The following is a 16,188-nucleotide window of genomic DNA, read 5'->3' as shown; positions in this document are numbered from 1 at the left end:
GCCGCGGAGACGCACGTGGTGAGTGGTGTGTCCGGCGGTTACGCTGATCGCGGCCGGGACGGTCGGCGCCGGGAGGATCATTGCCGCAGGAGAGCAGCACGGCGACACTCCGAGTGAGGGTGGAGCTCGAACACGAGTCGCTCGAACCGGAGGCGCCGGTGTCGAGTCCGGGTCGCGTGCCGGTCGGCGCGCGGCCGCTTCCCGGCTCGGGCGAGCGGAGCTTCGCTGAGGAACTGGAGGGCTTCGCGCGCTGGCTGCGCTGGGAATGGGGCGCCATGCTGCGCGCCTTGGGTCGCGCCCCCAAAGCCGAACCGCGCCGCGAGCGGCGACCGTGGATCGCCCCGCCCCGCGTCACGCTCGAGGACCGTGAGCTGCCCGCGGCATGGGGCCTCAACGAGTTCCGGCTCCCGGCCGGGTCGGGACTGGTCGAGATCGCCGTGCCGGCCCCGGCGGGACTCGTGGACGCGGGCACGGCCGTGGAGTTGCGCGGCGACGCTACGCTCCTATACGAGCTCGATCTGCAACCCGGCACCGCCACCACGATCGAGGCGCGTGCCCGAGTCACGACGCGAATGAACGAGGACGGCACTGCTCTGGCCGAGTACCGCGGCCGGATCGAGGCCGTCCGCGGACCCTGGAGCGATGTTCAATGACCTGGATAGACGTCGACGCCGAGAAGCTGCGCGCAGCGGCTTCGACCCTCCGAGCGACCAAAGGCGAGGTGCAGCAGCTCGCCGACTACGCCCACGAGTCAGATCCGGACTGGTGGATGTGGGGCCTGGGCGGCATCCCGTTCGCCGCCCTGTACTTCGGGGTCACCGAGGGCTTCTTCCACCCGGCGCTCGAGGACGCCCAGGAGGCGGTCGAGGGCCTGTGCGGCAGGCTCGAGGCCTGCGCCGACGACCACGAGGGCAACGACGCGGAGATCGCCAAGTCGCTCGACAAGCTCGCCGGCGAACTCGACGGGGGCGAATGATGTCCGACACGGTCGAAGAGCCGACCTGGAACGACGGCAAGCTCCCCGAGCAGGCCCCGTCGGTCGGCGAGGACGGTGCCTGGTCCTCGAATGCGCAGAACGCCTATGACGCGCTGCGCGGCAAGGGTTCCCGCGGCACCGCCTACGAGGGCGGGCACTCGGGGCTGCACGACTGGGCGCAGTCGCGGCTGAACGACGAGGACCATCAGACCGGCGTGCGCGTCAGCGGGACCGATGCCGACGGCAACCCCGCCTACAACGCCCGCGCGAGCAACTCCAACAGCGGCATGAACATGCTGCACAGCGCCACCGCGCCGGTCACCGCCGGCGTCAACACCTACCAGAACTTCAGCAAGATCGAGGGCCTCAGCGACTGGGACGGCATCGCGCACGCGGTGACCGGCCTGGCCGGGGACGTCGCGGCCGTCCATGGCATGGTCGAGGAGTACTGGAACTTCGTCGAAGGCATCACCGACCCCAAGTTCGACCCGGTGCAGTGGCTCGCGGGCACGCTCATCGACTTCCTCATTCAGCTGTTCCAGCCCTTGGAGGACCTGGTCGGCCTGGTGTCGGGCAACGAGTCGCGCATGCGCAAGTCGGCCGACATGTGGGTGAAGGTCTCCGAGGGCGCGCAGCAGGTCGGCGAGTTCATCACGGCGACCGGCGAGGAGGCGCTCGCGGACTGGGTGGGCCAGGACGGCGACGCCGCGCGGGCCCGCGTCGGCGAGGCCGGCCAGGCGGTGTCCACGATGGGCTTCCTCGCGATCGGCATGAACGCGCTCCTGCTGCGCATGGCCGACCTCGCGAAGCTGCTGCGCCAGGACATCGTCGACCTGATCGCCAAGGGCGTCTCGTGGCTGCTCACGCGCGTGCTCCCGCAGGTGGCGGCGAGCGTCGCGACCTTCGGCGCGACGGCGGCCACGGCGGTCGCCAGCGGCATCGCGAAGGTCGCGTCCCTGGTCATGAAGGCTCTCGACTCGGTCGCGAAGGTCTTGAAGATCTCCGAGCAGGCCGCGAAGGTCGTCTCGACGATCAGCGAGATCATCACGAAGATCAAGCCGGTGCTGGAGTTCCTGCGCGATCACAAGACCGCGATCACCAACACCGCGAGAGTGGCGCAACAGGTCGTCCAGTGAACCTCAGGTGGATCCGAGCGCTCGGAGACGAGAACGCCGCGCCGTATGAGCTGGCGGCGCATCCGCTCGGGCGGCTCCCGGTGTCCGCGCACGAGCTGTACTCGGTGCGCGTCCGCCGCTCGGCCGCCGAGCGGGGCCTGCCGTCCGCCGGCAAGGGCGTCCTGGTGCTCGAATCCGATCTGCGCGGCGGTATCGCCGAGATCGACGACGCCCGCCCGTTCACGCCGGTGGTGCTCATCGACGGCGAGCCGGTGGCGACCGGCTTCGGGCGGGCGGACATCGAGCTCGAACCGGGCCGACACCTCGTGGAGGTCCAGAGCGGCGCCTCGGGTGCCTACGCTCCGGTCGACATCGAGGCCGGGGCGTCCGCGAGGCTCTCGTCGTTCGTGCCGCAGCGGCTCGGCACCGGCGCGGCGCGCCTGCGCCGCTTCGCGCTGGTCCCGACGCGGATCGTGCCGCCGCGGCCGGGCCGGTGGTTCGCGATGGCGATGCCGTGCGTCGGTGCGGCGGTGGGGCTGTTCTCCACCGCGGTGTTCGACGAGGACGGCATCGGCAAGGTGCTCGGCCTGCTGATCGCGGCGGCGATGATGACCGCCGGCGGGGTGCTGTTCTATTGGCTCGCGCGGCTCATCGAGTCCGCGGCCTCGGCGCTGGCCGAACTGCGGCTCTCGGGCAGCCTTCCGGTGGCGCGGCATCGACCTGCGCCGATCCGGGGTGGCACGTGGCGTCCGGTCGATCCGCGCGACGGCGCCGAACCCGAGGCCGAGCGCGGAACCGGAGTGCTGCGGCTGACGCTGACGTACGAGCAGGCGCCCGTTCCCGCCGCCGAGGTCGGCGAGGTGCTCGACGAGCGGGCGGTGCGCGCGGCGTCGAGGCGGCACCGCCGGTTCGGCGAGGACTATCCGCCGCAGGCGCGGCCGTGGGTGGAACCGCCGCTGGTCACGGTGGACGACGAGCCGGCCCCGGCGATCTGGGGCGTCAACGAATACCGGCTCGCCGCCGGCCGCCACCGGCTCCGCGTCGAGGTGCCGCCGCCGCCGGAGGTGCTCGTCGGCGAGGCGACCCGGATAACGATGTCCACCGAGGCCGGTCGACATCACGAGGTGGTGCTCGATACGTCGTCGACGGTAGCGCTCGAGGCGGCGGCGGTGATCGAGATGGCCCCCGGCCACGACGGCTGGGAGCTCGAACGCTATGCGGGGTCCTTCAAGGATCAGAGCGGTTCGGCGTAGCGCTCGGAGCCGCGCTTCAGCCCGATGATTCGGCGCCGGTCTCGGCTTTCCCGTTCTCGCCGCTCTCGAGCGGCCACACGGTGGCCTCCACGGAACCGACGAGTTCGAGGGGGCCCACCAGGGAGGCCGTCCGGGCGACGGTGAAGTCGTCGAGGGCGAGCAGGCTGATGCCTCCTCGGCTCTGGGCCACGGCCGCGTAATACGCGCCGGTGCCGCGGTCCTGGAAGACCCAGCCGGGCCGGGTGTCGGTGGGGATGGTCGGGACGCCGGAGCGCTGGGTGCCGCGCAGGTTCGCGGTGGCGGCGGTGTCGGGTGCGAACGGCGGTATCGGACGCCTCGGTTCGGGCGCGTGGAGGGCGCCGCCCGGATCGGCGGGAACCTCGGTGACGTCCGGGACCTGGTAGCGGGTGGGGTCGCCGGAGACCGGGATCGGCGGGGGCGTCACGGGCTGTTCGGGGACGGCGATGAGCGCGCGCACCTCGACTTCGCCGGCGAGGCGGTTGACGCCGACGACGCCGATGGCCAGGGCGAGCAGGTCGACGCCGACGGCGAGCAGCACCCGGACGTTCGGGCCGAGGTCGGTGCCGATGCGCACCAGCGAGAACAGCCCGGCGGCGAGGGCGAAGACGACGAGGCCGAGCATGGCGCCGGCCAGGGCCACGGGCCGGTTCACTCGGGGCCGGGGTGCCGAGGGCCACTTCTCCGCGGCCCGCACGCCCCCCAGGGCCACCGCCGACAGCGCGGCCAGAGCGAGGCCCGCTACAGCGAAGGCGATCGCCGCGGCGGTGAGCCGTCCGGCGATGTCATCGAGGTTGTCCATGGTGGCTACTCCGTGCCTCGGCGTGACTGAATACGGGTGTTGGTCGGTATGATCGGTCATGACGCAGCGTAGGCGCCGCCTCCTCACCAGCGATGAACTTGCGGCTCTATTCTGCGGTTCCTCGTCGGTATTGAGCGTAGGACACCGAGGAGGCCCAGTTTAGTGTCGGATTACCGACACTGAGTGATCGGACCCGGAGCGTTGAAACAAATGCGCGATCGCGGTTCACTTGGGGTGTCACGTTCAGCGGTTGCGCATCGAGCCGACGACGGTGCGCTCTGTCAGCTGCCCGGCATATGATGAAGGCAGACCCCATGACGGGTTGGGAGACAAGATACATGAGGGAATTTTGCGTAACTTGAGGTCAGTGTGACCTCTGGGACGAGATGGGATTGACGAGATGCTTCGAGAGACACTCTGGACAGTAGCAGCGCAGGTCCAGGCGCAGGATGCCGAGATCAACACTCAGGGCATCATCAGCTTCTTCCTGAGCCGGATCGCCCCCATCCTGCTCGCCATCCTCGGCCTCATCTTCATCGCCCGCGCCAACAAGGGCGAAGTCAGCCGCGTGCTGACCTCGTCCACCATCGCGATCCTCGGGATCGCCTTCATCGCCGGAGCCGTCGTCCTCGTCGCCGTCGGCGGCGGACTCGTCGACGTGCTCTTCAGCGAAGGCGAGTGACCGACTCCCCCGCAATCGAGCCAGCCCGGATGGAGGACGCCCATGCGCTTGCGCACTGACGACGACATCTACCGTGCCCGGCTGCTCTACCTCGGCCCGCCCGGGTACACGCTGCCCATCCACCTGCCGTACGCGCAGTACGGCGCATTCGCCGCGCTCCTCGCGCTGTTCATGTTCATCCACTGGCTCTTCACGCGCGAGGTCGAGCTCTTCCCCTCGATCGAGATCTCCCTCGCCCTCGTCGCCACCTCGCTGATCTTCCGCTACGTCGACGCCGACCGCCCCGCCACGTCCGTGGTCCGCACGCTGCTCACCGACTGGAAGCACACCCGGGACGCCGGCGCCGAGAAGCAGATCCCGGCGTTCACGACCCGATCGATCAGGCTGCGTCCCACACTCGTGGAGACCGTCCGACAAGAGGAGCGCCTATGAGCGGCGAGGATCGCCGACAGCCCGTCGCCAAGTTCTCCGCCCCACGCCCACCCGCCCCGGTGCGCGACCGCGAACGCGCGGGAGACCTCGACGACGACGCGACCGCTCTAGCCGATGCGGTCTTCCGGGCCGAGCCCGCCAAGGAGCACCGGCAGTCGGAGCCGGCCCACCGGCCCGGCCCGCCCACCGAGCCCACGCCTCCCCAAGCGGCCCGACACGCGTCACCACCTGCGCCGACTGCGCCGCCGTCCACAAGTTCTCCACAGGGTTATCCACAGGAACGGCCGAGTTATCCACAGGCTCGTCCACAGCGCTACCCACAGCCTCCGACCAGCGGGAATCCACAGAGTCATCCACAGCAAGCAGCGGGTTATCCACAGAACGCCCAGAGTTATCCACAGGGCACTGACCAGCGGCGCGGAGGCGTTTCCACAGGTCAATCGCGAGCGCCCAAACAGGGCTATCCGGACGGGCGGCGCGCGCCCTCGCAGGACCTCGTCCCCATCCGCCAGGCGAGCGCCGAGGCCGTCGTCAAGACGACCGAGGACAAGCCCACCCGCGTCCCCAGGCCGGCCAAGCAGGAGAAGGAACGCCAGCCGCTCCGCGAGCTCGCGCTGACCGAGATCGCCGGCCACGTCACCTTCACGCCCACCATGGTCACCGCCTGGTACGCGCTCCCGGGCGTGCGCTGGTCCTTCCGCCCCGACCTCGAGCGCGAGGCGCTCATCACCGCCATCGCCGAGCAGTTCGCCGGCCTGGCCGGGATGCGCCTCCACCTGCGGCGCACCACCAAGCCGTTCCCGGCCGACCAGTGGGCGCGCGCGGTCGACCAGAACACCGCGCACCCGCTGCGCACCGTCCCGGGCGGCACCAGCTGGGCCGAGCATCTCGTGGCCGCCCAGCGCCACCTGCACTCGCTCTCCCACGCCGAGGGCGAGACCTACCTCGGCATCACCTTCGCGCGCCGCTCCCTCTTCGACAACCTGGGCGAACGCGTCGGGCGCGTGTTCGGGCGCGGCACGAAACTGTCCGAGCGCGAACGCATCGAGAAGCGCAGCCTCCAATTCGACGAGGTCCTCGGCTCCTTCGGCGTCAGAGCCCGCCGCGCCACGACCCCCGAGCTCGAATGGCTCGTCTACCGTTCCGTGGCGCTCGGCATGGAGCCGCCGCGCCTGCTGTCGGGCTCGAACGGCGAATGGGACTCCGGCGACATCCTGGCGCTCTCCGAATCGATCGAGCGCTACCGGAGCCCGTACGGGTCCACCGTCAAGCTCGTCAACCGGCTCACCGGCGAGGAGAAGCACACGGCGGTGCTCACCGTCGGACGCATGGAGGAACTCGAGATCCCCCAGCGCCACGAGCCGTGGCTGCACTTCCACGAGCGCTGCCCCTGGCCGCTGGAGATCTCCAGCCGCGTCGACATCCTCGGCGCCGGCGAGGCGTTCCGCGACCTCGACCACCGGCTGCGGATGATCCGCAGCCAGCAGCGCGACTACGACGAGCACGCCATGGACGCCCCGCCCGAGCTCCAGCGCCTCGCCGAGCGGGCGCTCAACGTCGGCGACGAGATGACCACCGGCCTGCCGATCGACGCCGCGCGCGCCCACGGCTGGCACCGGATCGCGGTCACCGCCGACACCAAGGAGGAGTGCCTCGAGCGGGCCCGCGTGCTCATGCAGATGTACCAGCGCGAGATGCGCATCAGCCTGCAGCACCCGAAGAACCAGGACTGGCTCGCGCGCGAGTTCGTCCCCGGCGAGCCCGTGGCCTCCACCGGCTACGTGCGCCGGATGCCCGTCAAGCTCTTCGCGGCGGCGCTGCCGCAGGCGGCCTCGACCGTCGGCGACCGGCGCGGCGACCTCATCGGACGCACCGCGGGCACCTGCCGCAGGCCGGTCTTCCTCGACCTGCACTTCGCCACCGAGGTGCGGGAGCGCTCGGGCCTGAGCGTGTTCGTCGCCGAACCCGGCGGCGGCAAGTCCACGCTCATGGGCGCCCTCGGCTACCTGGCGGCCAGGCGCGGCGTCCAGGTGACGCTGCTCGACCCGTCCGGTCCCCTGGCGCGGCTGTGCGAGATGCCGGAGCTCAAGCCGTTCTCGCGCGTGCTCAACCTGACCGGCTCCGAGTACGGCACGCTCGCGCCCTACGCGCTGATCCCCTCGCCGCGGCGCGAGCATTACGACGACACCCCCGAGGGCCAGCGCGAGTACGACATCGCCGTCTCGAACGCGCGCTCGGAGCGGCGCATGCTCGTGCAGGACATCTGCGCGATGCTGCTGCCCCCGCAGGTCCAGCGCGAGGCCTCGTCCGCACGCCTGCTGCGCCACGCGGCACGCCACGTCCCCGCCGAGGAGGACGCGGCCCTGGAGGACATCATCGAGAGCCTCCAGGACGCCGAGGACCACGTCTCCGGCGACGGCGCCGAACTGGCCGCGCTGCTGCTGGACGCGGCGGAGATGCCGCTGGCGAAGCTGTTCTTCGGCAACGCCGACAAGGGCGTGCTCGAAGACGACACCGCGCTGACGGTGATCACCATGTCCGGACTGCGGCTGCCCGATTTGAGCATCGAGCGCGAATACTGGAGCGCCGAGGAGGCCTTGGCGCTGCCGATGCTGCACACCGCGCACCGCCTCGCCGTCCGGCGCGCCTACGGCGGGGACATGAACCGCCGCAAGCTCGTCGGCCTGGACGAGGCCCACTTCATGGAGGGCTGGAAGTCCGGCCGCAGCTTCCTGGTGCGCCTCGCCCGCGACTCCCGCAAGTGGAACCTCGCGGCCCTCGTGGCCAGCCAGAACCCCAAGGACATCCTCGGACTCGATGTCCAGAACCTGGTCAGCACCGTCTTCGTCGGCCGCATCGCCGAGGACACCGACGTGGCCTCCGACGCCCTCAAGCTGCTGGGCGTGCCCACCGACGTCGGCTACGAAGGCGTGCTCGCCTCACTGAGCGCAGTGGACGCGGCGGAGACGACGCGGCTGCCGTACCGCGAGTTCGTGATGCGCGACGTCGACGGACGCGTGCAGCGCATCCGGGCCGACTTCGGCTGGGTGCGCGGCCTGCTCGACTACCTGAACACCACGCCAGGGGAGGACAAATAGTGACCGACCCCTCGAGCACCGCCTCTCCTCGGGCGGGACGCCCTCAGCTGCGGCCGATCGCGGGTCGCTTCGCCCGGTTCCTCCTGGTCTTGGTGGCGGCTTGCGGCGCGTTGGTGCTCTCTCCGGGCGGCGCGAGCGCGCAGGACAGCAGCGGATGCTCGGATTGGGAGTGGCACAACGAGTGGGAGAGGTGCCTCGACGAGGTCGCCGACTCCCCCGAGGTCGAGTGCGCCGAGGCGCCGACCCCGTCGAGCCCGGACTCGGGCATGGCCGGCTGGTTCGCCGAGCCGAGCAGGCCTGACAAAGGGGAGGGCATCGGCCAGTACACCAGATACGGCTACGCCGGATACCAGCTGCCGATGTACGCCTCGAAGGAGTTGAGCGTCGGCGGCCAATGCATCGACTCGTTGAGTCTGCCCGATGGGGCCGACACGGCGAATGCGCTGGCCAACATGGAGTTCAACACGTCCACGGCCATCATCGGCGCCTCGAACTCGATGCGCCAGGCGGCGTGGGATCCGCAGCGGTTGTGGGGCTGGTCGAACGAGTTCATGGAGACCGGCAGCCAGGCCGTCTACAGCCAGGTCTTCACGATCTTCGGCGCGGTGACGGTCGGTGTGGTCGGCCTGTACCTGCTGTGGCGCAGCCGCCAAGCGGACATGAACAACGCCGTCACCACAACGGCGTGGGCGGTGCTGATCCTGGTGCTGGTGACGGCGGTGGCGCGCTGGCCCGTTCAGGCGGCGAGCTGGGCCGACGAGGGCATGTCGGCGGGCCTGAATCTGAGTCAGGGCCTGATCGAAGACGAAGCCGCTAACGGTTGCGAAAGCATGCCGGGCATCAGCAACGCCGAGTATGAGCGCATCAAAGACGCGACCCGAGGACAAGCCTGCATCGATACGCGGAGCGCGGCGGTCAAGGCTTCGGACATGTCCACTGGTGACGTGCTGTACCAGAACTGGCTGCGCGCGATGCTGGGGCAGGGAGAAGAGGCCACCTTCACCGAGGTCGACGGCGAGCCCGTGGAGGACTCGGAGGGGAACCCAGAGGTTCGAGGAGCCAACACCGCTTACAAATACGGCCCAGCGTTGTATGCGGCACAGGCAATGTCTTGGACGGAGAACGACCAATCCGAGGAATCCACCGGCGAGCGGGCCGACATCATCGAAGAAAAGCAGGAGAACTGGCGCAAACTCGCGACCTTGATCCAGCAGGAAGACCCTGAGGCCTACGAGCATTTGACAGGTGGTCGCGCTTGGGAGCGCACCGGCTCCGGCCTCCTTGCTCTGCTGACTGCGCTGTTCTTCTCTCTCTTCGACCTCACCGCATCGGTCCTGATCATCCTGGGGTTCATGATTGTTCGGTTCGCGGTCATCGCCCTTCCGATCATTGGCACGGTGGCGATCCTTCGGCCGGCAGGCGGACCTTTCAAACGCCTGGTCAATATCGTGCTCGCGGCGGTCATCAACGTCATCGTGTTCGCTGTCGCAGCCGTGATCTATCTGTTTGCCGCAGATCGAATACTCGGAGCGGACCTTCCGAGCTGGATGCAGGTCATGCTCATCGGTCTGGTTGGTGTGGCCGCGTGGCTGCTGCTCCGTCCGTTCAGGCGCCTGGCGAGCTTCCAAGGAGCGGGCGGTCCAACCGATGCGCTCTTCGGTCGCACCATCGACAAGGAGCGGCACAAGGAGACCGAAATCGAGCGGCGTCGCGAGACGACGCGACAGGGCGAGGCCCGGCCCGAGTCGCGGTCGGATGCAGGCTTGGGGCGCCAGCCTGAGCGCACGGAGGGTCGTGCGGCTCCGCCCGAACAGCAGCCGGGCCAGCAAACGACCAGCGGCAGCCGCACGACAGCCCCGACACCCTCGAGCAGCGGCACTTCAAACGGAGGCGTCTACACCCCGCCCAGGAAGGACTAACTATGCGCACGGCGTTGCGGATCATCTTCTCCCGTTACGGCTTCGTCGTGATCATCGTGCTGCTCGTCGTCGGCGTGATCGCATTGGCCCAAGGACGCGAGGATTTCCCGTTGAGCTCCGGAGACTCAGCGGATGAAGAGACAGCGACCACCGAATCCTCTCCAGAGATCACCGGTGACGACGGCATCGCAAGTCCGGAATGCGACAGTGAGGGGTGCGACGAAGACGACTCTCCCCTCCACGACCCGTACGAGGAGTCGGATCTTCCTGAGGAAGCCACGGACGAGGCGTTGGAGTTTGCCGAGGCGTGGATCGATGTGACCGGCAAGGACTCCGATTCCTGGTTCCAAGGCATTGAGCCTTACATGACCGAAGAATCAGCAGACCTAATGCGCGGCGTGGATCCGGCGTCGGTTCCGGCTTCTGCGATCACCGGAGAGGCTGAAATCGACGGCGGAGAGGTCCGTATTCCGATGGACACTGGCGTCTTGGTGCTCACGATGCTCGAGGCCGACAACGGCTCGGCTGAGCAAGGATGGCTGGTGTCGGCCATTGATTGGGAGCCGGCATGACAACGCTTGACACGCCCAGGCATCCCAGCTGGTGGCGACGATGGATGTGGGGCATTGCCCTGGTTGCAGTGTGTTGCTTTGGCTCTGTGGCGGTCGTGGTTCAGTTGCTCGTAGACCAATCTGACGATGACGAGGACGGCAATCAGATGTTGCTCGCGGGATGCGGCAACAGCTTGACCGTTGATCCCGACTCGGAGCTGCCGTCTGTCGGGCCATGGAGCGGCGATCAGATCTACAACGCCGCGATCATCATCTCGGTCGGCCAAGAGCTCGAGATGCCGCCGCGAGCTTGGATCGTTGCTGTGGCCACAGCCATGCAAGAGTCGCGACTCACGAACCTCGGTCACCTCGGCGACAGCAATGACCACGATTCACTTGGACTGTTCCAGCAACGACCCTCCTCCGGATGGGGCACACCCGAGCAAATTCAGGATCCCGTATACGCGTCGACGAAGTTCTACGAGAAGCTCAATACCATCGACGGTTGGGAATCGATGTCGCTCACTGAAGCGGCACAGCGAGTTCAGATCTCGGCGTACCCGTTCGCCTATGCGAAGCACGAGCCGGATGCGACCGACATCGTGAACGCACTGACCGGTGGTGGGGGCAGGACGTCCGCAGTGAATGTGAGTATGGGCGAGTGTGCAGCTCCTGGCGAACTTTCGGCTTCCGGCTGGATCGCGCCGTCCGAAGGCCCGGTCTGGTCGGGATTCAGGACCGCAGAGCGCCCCACACACCAGGGCGTTGACATTGGCTCTCCGAGAGGGGCGGCCATCGTCGCGGCCGCCAGTGGAACCGTCATCACCTCGGAATGCAACGCCTTCACGGCTGACGGCAGTCCGTATTCATGCGACATCGACGGGTCTCCATCGACGCCTGGCTGCGGCTGGTATGTCAATATCCTTCACGCCAACGACATTCTGACCCGCTACTGCCATATGGTGTCACAGCCTCTCGTGAGCGTGGGAGACGTGGTGACCGCAGGGCAGACAATCGGGTACGTCGGTTCGTCTGGGCACTCCTCCGGCCCGCACCTCCACTACGAAGTTCATTTGAACGGGGATCGATCGGCGGAGGGGGCCGTGGATCCTGTCGCCTTCATGAACAGTGTCGGAGCGCCGCTTGAGTTACCAGGAGCATCAGCTGCTCGACGACTTGAGTCGACCGGAGGTCCATGCGCTGCTCGACCGATACGCCCAGATGGCCCGCATCGACAAACCCACCCGCCGCAAGCGCCGCCAACCAAGTTCCGAGAGGCCGCCTCGCGTGACTTAACCTGGGAATCAGCGACAGTCTCTCACTCAGGCTGTCGGAACGGCTGATACACGGTCTTCCCCGACTGCCGCGCCTCGTAAGCCAAGCCGATGCGCTCCCGGTTGAACTCCCCCGAGCGCGACACTGCCTCGTCAGGCGGGAAGAACCCAAACTCGGCGATCTCCGCGGGCTGCAATCGACTCAGGTCTGGATCCTCGACCACACCGGCGTCGAAGAGATAGAACGTCAATGGCTCACCCACATACTCCGTCCCCGGAAGCCAGTCGAGCACTAGCAGACCCCCCACCGGAAGTCGAGCCCGATCTCCTCCATGATCCCACGGGCGCAACCCTCATGAGGCGTCTCGCCCCGGTCGACCCAACCACCGACGAACCCCCACTCGTCCCGAGAGATCGCCCTGACAAGCAGAACTCGCCCTTCAACGTCGGTGATGAACGCGCCTGCCACAGTTCCGGAGACCGCGATCCTGTCGATGAAGACCCGGCTCGGGGATCAGCATCTACCACAGGGCAAACCCTATCCAACCTCGCCTGGGCCACGACCGGCTCCTGCCCCTGGGGGCCAGAACTGAACACCAGCGAAATCAACTATCACTGCCGGACATCGGATTACCACCTCGGCAGACAAGGGATATTCCGAGAAAGGGTGATTCCAGACAACCAACTCTAAGCGATTGTCCGAGAGATTCGTTCGTTGTCCGCGCCGTGCAGCTTCAGTCCCCTGCGTAAGCGAGCAGATCCTCGCCACCCGAAACTTCGAGCACGCATTCTCCTGAGATCGTGACCTCGAAGTTGAACGTCTGGTCAGTGCCCTCGCCGTCCATCACTACCTCGTACGGAAAAGTCGTGACCGCATTCGGCGTGGCCCGGGCTTCGGACCCGATTGGAACGGCATAGCTGGTGCCCTCTCCATTGGCGGACTCCCACGCTTCCACGGCATCCAGCAGTTTTTGTGCGGATGGGCCGGTGTAATCAGAACACTGGGTCGCGGTAGCTGCATCCGGGTCCCGATCCCAGACGATGAAGCGCAAAATATCCAAGTCGAGTTCGCCCGGGCCTCCGCTCGGGTCATCCTCAATGTGTCGGACCGCCTCCGCCACGCAATAATCTCCCCCGTTCAACAGGATCGTGACCGTGAAGGACTCCTCGCGAATACCGTCTCCGGAAATGTAAGAGACAGTCGCGTCGACTTCATATCCATCCGGCGAAGCGATCGGAGTCTGCGTGTCCACCTCGACCTCCGGATACGTTCCCAGTTCCCCTTCATAGGATTCTCGAAGATCGACCAAATCAGAAGCGCCAGTTTCAGGCGCTGCACCATCGCAGAGGACCGCTTCGACCCGCTCGGTGTCGCCGTCGCTGCCGAATCGCAGGTAGCGCGAAGCGGCGTTGATTTCGTCAGTGGCGGGTTGATCGCGGGCGTCGGTGTCTCCTTCGTTGCCTCCGGAAGCGAAGCTCGGGGCCATCCAGGCTCCGGCGAGCAGCACTATGGCCCAGACGCCGGCCATTGAGGCCACCCGGCCCCAGTTCCTTGGCGGGTCGCCGAAGGCCGGCTCGTCGCCGTCAACCGGAACGACCTTGTACGCACGCTTCGAACCCTTGCCCACGATGACTACCGTACCGAAGCCCGGCACCACGCGTTCGGCTCGACCGCCTGTACCGCGCCGGGTGCGCTGGTTCCTTATGCTGATGACGCCCGCCTCGAACCGCTTGCAGGAGCAGCCGCTCATGACCGATACCCCGGGTTCAAGCTCGGCCCCGGACCCCGATCCCGATGGTCAGCCCTATCAGCCGTACATACCGCCACCGCCGCAGTACCAGTACCAGCCCGCTTCCGGGTTCTCCGCCATGCCAGGTGGAGGCAAGGGTGCTGTGGTGCTCCTGTGGATCCTGTTCGGATTCGGCATCTGCGCCGGGCTGATCGCCATCGTCGCGCTCGTCGGCATCTTCACCGTGCTCAGCTCCTCCTCGAATGCGCTCGGCGTCGTCCAGTCGGAATATCCGTTGTTGCTGCCCGTATTCGTTGTCATGGTGCTCCAGGTCGTGGCCTGGACGATCCTCCGCGGAGTATTTGCCGTGAGGATTATTCGGCGCAGCAGTTCGGCCAGGTCGGGCGCCGTCGCGTTGGAGGTCATCGGGATCGCGCTGACGATCGTCTCGACGCTGGTGCTCATGAGTATGGAGATCGACGGTGAGCCTCTGAGCGGGACCGGCGACCTCGGTGGGACATGCATCGGCCTGATTCTCTCCGGGATCGTCATTGGCCTGCTCTCCACCACCGACATGCGCGAATGGTGTGACCGGTGAGCCTTCGCCTCAAGGTCCGCGAGGCGTAAGCGGTTCAACCGGGGCTGTGTTCGCGGTCTTGAGGATCGCGACTCTCGATCCGGGAAAGCGCTTCTGGGGCCAGATCGAACGATCTCTTTGGGGGATGCTGTCGAATCCGACGCCGGTCCTTCGACGAAAGGACAGGAGGCGCGGCGACCGAGCCGCGCCGTCGAAGACGAGGAGCTGGCTCACGGCCTCTTCGGTGCTTTACATGTCCGTGTCGCTCGACGGGTATATCGCGGGCCCCAACGACCGGGTGGGCAACCCCGGCGGCGACGGCGGCGCGGTCGAACGGCTACACGCGTGGACCTACACCCAGGTGGGAAAGTGCGATCGTCCGCGCGGGTCCAGGCGCTCGTCGATGAGATGAACGCGACCGGCACTGTCCTGGCGGGCCGACGCACGGCCGAGCAGGTCGATCACTGGGGCGCCACCACGGAGTCCCGGTCTTCGTGCCCAGCCATTGGCCGCCGGGACCTTCGGCGGCGAACTTTCCACACGTGACGTATGTTGCCGACGGGATCGAGCATGCGATGGCGCTGGCGAAGTCCGCCGCCGGCGACCGGGACGTGCTGGTGCACGGCGCCTACACGGCGCAGCGCGCGCTTGAGGCCGGGGTACTGGACGAGTTGCAGATCCATCAGGTCCCTGTGCTGCTCGGCGCTGGTCGGCGGTTGTTCGACCTTTTGCCCCGGCGGATCGAATTGGCGATAGTCCGGGTGGTCGACACCCCCGAGGCCACCCATGTCCGCTATCGCGTCCAGCGCTGAACCGGCCGGACTACCGGCTGTGCGACCATCCGGGACTATTGCAGATCGGCGAGGAGGTCGTCGAGGGCTTGGTTAAGGGCTTCGGCGTTGGCCGGCCCGAACCAGGTGGTGCGGATGCGTTCGTTGTTGCCATTCGGAGTCTCGTGGTCGGCGGCGAACCGGTGCAGGGAGCGGGTCTCCTCGCCCAGGGAACGGCCGACGCCTTGGAAGAGGCTGCGGACATAGCGGTCGGCGTCGTCGGAGGCGATGCCGTGTTCCACAGCCCACGACGCGAGCGTGGCGAGATAGTGGTAGTGGGTGGCGAACGTCCCCGTCAGCGTGGAGAAGATATTGAAGTCGGACTCGTCCGCGGCCGGGAGGGTCCCGCCCAAATGCTCGAAGAACGCCTCCGCCGCCGGGTGGGGCGGAAACGTCACCGTGACGGAGCGGCGTTCACGGACGGTGGGCAAAGGGATGGCCCGTACCAGCGCGGCGTCGGTGTCCAGCATCTGGCGCAGCTCGTCGTTGCCGACGCCGGCCATGACGTTGACCACCGTCTTGTCCTCATCCACGCTCAGGCCGGCGAGCGCTTCATGCCGGTCCTGGCGGCGTACGGCGATGATGACCAACTCGGAGCGGTCCACCACTGCTTGGTTGTCGGCGCAGACCTGCACGCTCGCGTAGCGCTTGGACAACTCGTTGGCCGTGCGGGCTCCCCGGGGAGAGAGGAACACCGACGGCGCGTCGGCGATGCCCTCGCACAGGCCTTCTACGAGGGCTCGGCCGATCTCGCCCGCCCCGATGATGCCAATAGGCTCCACTGCGTCTACCTCCGAAGTGCGCGGCGTTCGTGCCCAGATGTTATTCCGGGTCGGTGACTGGACCCCGTAGCGCCCCTGGGTGCCTCAGTGAACCTTCGACTTGCGTGAGTCCTTTTGCAGGACGAGGCCCTCTGGCAGAACAGCCGCTG

Annotated in this window: 16 protein-coding genes and 1 pseudogene; 12 read left to right on the top strand and 5 right to left on the bottom strand. The window is 67.5% G+C overall.

The window, feature by feature from the left end; genetic code table 11:
• Positions 1-119 precede the first annotated feature (119 nt).
• Genes ACYVK3_RS15815 through ACYVK3_RS15800 form a run of 4 tightly spaced genes read left to right on the top strand, consistent with a single transcriptional unit; the run spans position 120 to position 3,344 of the window.
• Positions 120-653: a hypothetical protein gene (locus ACYVK3_RS15815; RefSeq protein ID WP_460498301.1), complete on the top strand. Its 534-nt coding sequence runs from the start codon at positions 120-122 to the stop codon at positions 651-653.
• Positions 650-976: a hypothetical protein gene (locus ACYVK3_RS15810; RefSeq protein ID WP_460498300.1), complete on the top strand. Its 327-nt coding sequence runs from the start codon at positions 650-652 to the stop codon at positions 974-976. The genes ACYVK3_RS15815 and ACYVK3_RS15810 overlap by 4 nt, the downstream gene beginning before the upstream one ends.
• A complete protein-coding gene (locus ACYVK3_RS15805) occupies positions 973-2,112 on the top strand; it encodes a hypothetical protein (RefSeq protein WP_460498299.1) in 1,140 nt (379 codons plus the stop codon). The genes ACYVK3_RS15810 and ACYVK3_RS15805 overlap by 4 nt, the downstream gene beginning before the upstream one ends.
• Entirely contained in the window at positions 2,109-3,344 is a 1,236-nt protein-coding gene (locus ACYVK3_RS15800) for a hypothetical protein (RefSeq protein WP_460498298.1), read from the top strand. The genes ACYVK3_RS15805 and ACYVK3_RS15800 overlap by 4 nt, the downstream gene beginning before the upstream one ends.
• A gap of 16 nt (positions 3,345-3,360) precedes the next feature.
• On the opposite strand, the gene ACYVK3_RS15795 is transcribed toward ACYVK3_RS15800, so the two are convergent.
• Positions 3,361-4,164, bottom strand: coding sequence for a hypothetical protein (locus ACYVK3_RS15795; RefSeq protein WP_460498297.1), 804 nt, complete (start codon positions 4,162-4,164; stop codon positions 3,361-3,363).
• 400 nt (positions 4,165-4,564) lie between these two features.
• Between ACYVK3_RS15795 and ACYVK3_RS15790 the strand changes: the two genes are divergently transcribed.
• From ACYVK3_RS15790 to ACYVK3_RS15765, 6 genes and pseudogenes are all read left to right on the top strand, one after another.
• Positions 4,565-4,846 carry a hypothetical protein gene (locus ACYVK3_RS15790; protein WP_460498296.1) on the top strand — a complete coding sequence of 94 codons (282 nt, stop codon included), beginning with the start codon at positions 4,565-4,567 and terminating at the stop codon, positions 4,844-4,846.
• Between the two features lie 42 nt (positions 4,847-4,888).
• Entirely contained in the window at positions 4,889-5,278 is a 390-nt protein-coding gene (locus ACYVK3_RS15785; protein ID WP_460498295.1) for a hypothetical protein, read from the top strand.
• The gene (locus tag ACYVK3_RS15780; RefSeq protein WP_460498294.1) at positions 5,275-8,376 is read left to right on the top strand and encodes an ATP-binding protein; all 3,102 of its coding nucleotides are present in this window, start codon (positions 5,275-5,277) and stop codon (positions 8,374-8,376) included. Before ACYVK3_RS15785 ends, ACYVK3_RS15780 begins: the two co-directional genes overlap by 4 nt.
• The gene (locus tag ACYVK3_RS15775; protein WP_460498293.1) at positions 8,376-10,295 is read left to right on the top strand and encodes an MFS transporter; all 1,920 of its coding nucleotides are present in this window, start codon (positions 8,376-8,378) and stop codon (positions 10,293-10,295) included. Before ACYVK3_RS15780 ends, ACYVK3_RS15775 begins: the two co-directional genes overlap by 1 nt.
• Before the next feature lie 2 nt (positions 10,296-10,297).
• The gene (locus ACYVK3_RS15770; RefSeq protein WP_460498292.1) at positions 10,298-10,867 is read left to right on the top strand and encodes a hypothetical protein; all 570 of its coding nucleotides are present in this window, start codon (positions 10,298-10,300) and stop codon (positions 10,865-10,867) included.
• A 44-nt stretch (positions 10,868-10,911) separates the two neighbouring features.
• Positions 10,912-11,991, top strand: a pseudogene (locus tag ACYVK3_RS15765) (M23 family metallopeptidase); the annotation flags it as partial.
• A 173-nt stretch (positions 11,992-12,164) separates the two neighbouring features.
• On the opposite strand, the gene ACYVK3_RS15760 reads toward ACYVK3_RS15765, so the two are convergent.
• The 3 genes from ACYVK3_RS15760 to ACYVK3_RS15750 form a co-directional block, all read right to left on the bottom strand.
• Entirely contained in the window at positions 12,165-12,371 is a 207-nt protein-coding gene (locus tag ACYVK3_RS15760) for an NUDIX hydrolase (RefSeq protein WP_460498291.1), read from the bottom strand.
• A gap of 41 nt (positions 12,372-12,412) precedes the next feature.
• Entirely contained in the window at positions 12,413-12,589 is a 177-nt protein-coding gene (locus ACYVK3_RS15755) for an NUDIX hydrolase (RefSeq protein WP_460498290.1), read from the bottom strand.
• A gap of 265 nt (positions 12,590-12,854) precedes the next feature.
• On the bottom strand, positions 12,855-13,871 hold the full coding sequence (locus ACYVK3_RS15750; protein ID WP_460498289.1) for a hypothetical protein: 1,017 nt from the start codon (positions 13,869-13,871) through the stop codon (positions 12,855-12,857).
• Between ACYVK3_RS15750 and ACYVK3_RS15745 the strand changes: the two genes are divergently transcribed.
• Positions 13,870-14,448, top strand: a complete 579-nt coding sequence (locus tag ACYVK3_RS15745) for a hypothetical protein (RefSeq protein ID WP_460498288.1) — start codon at positions 13,870-13,872, stop codon at positions 14,446-14,448. The genes ACYVK3_RS15750 and ACYVK3_RS15745 overlap by 2 nt on opposite strands.
• Before the next feature lie 521 nt (positions 14,449-14,969).
• Positions 14,970-15,239: a dihydrofolate reductase family protein gene (locus ACYVK3_RS15740; protein WP_460498287.1), complete on the top strand. Its 270-nt coding sequence runs from the start codon at positions 14,970-14,972 to the stop codon at positions 15,237-15,239.
• Positions 15,240-15,274: 35 nt separating this feature from the next.
• Here ACYVK3_RS15740 and ACYVK3_RS15735 read toward each other — a convergent pair whose 3' ends face one another.
• Positions 15,275-16,039 carry an NAD(P)-binding domain-containing protein gene (locus ACYVK3_RS15735; RefSeq protein ID WP_460498286.1) on the bottom strand — a complete coding sequence of 255 codons (765 nt, stop codon included), beginning with the start codon at positions 16,037-16,039 and terminating at the stop codon, positions 15,275-15,277.
• Positions 16,040-16,188 lie beyond the last annotated feature (149 nt).

The organism is Glycomyces tarimensis, assembly GCF_054776215.1.
This window is presented reverse-complemented; position numbering and strand designations above follow the sequence as displayed.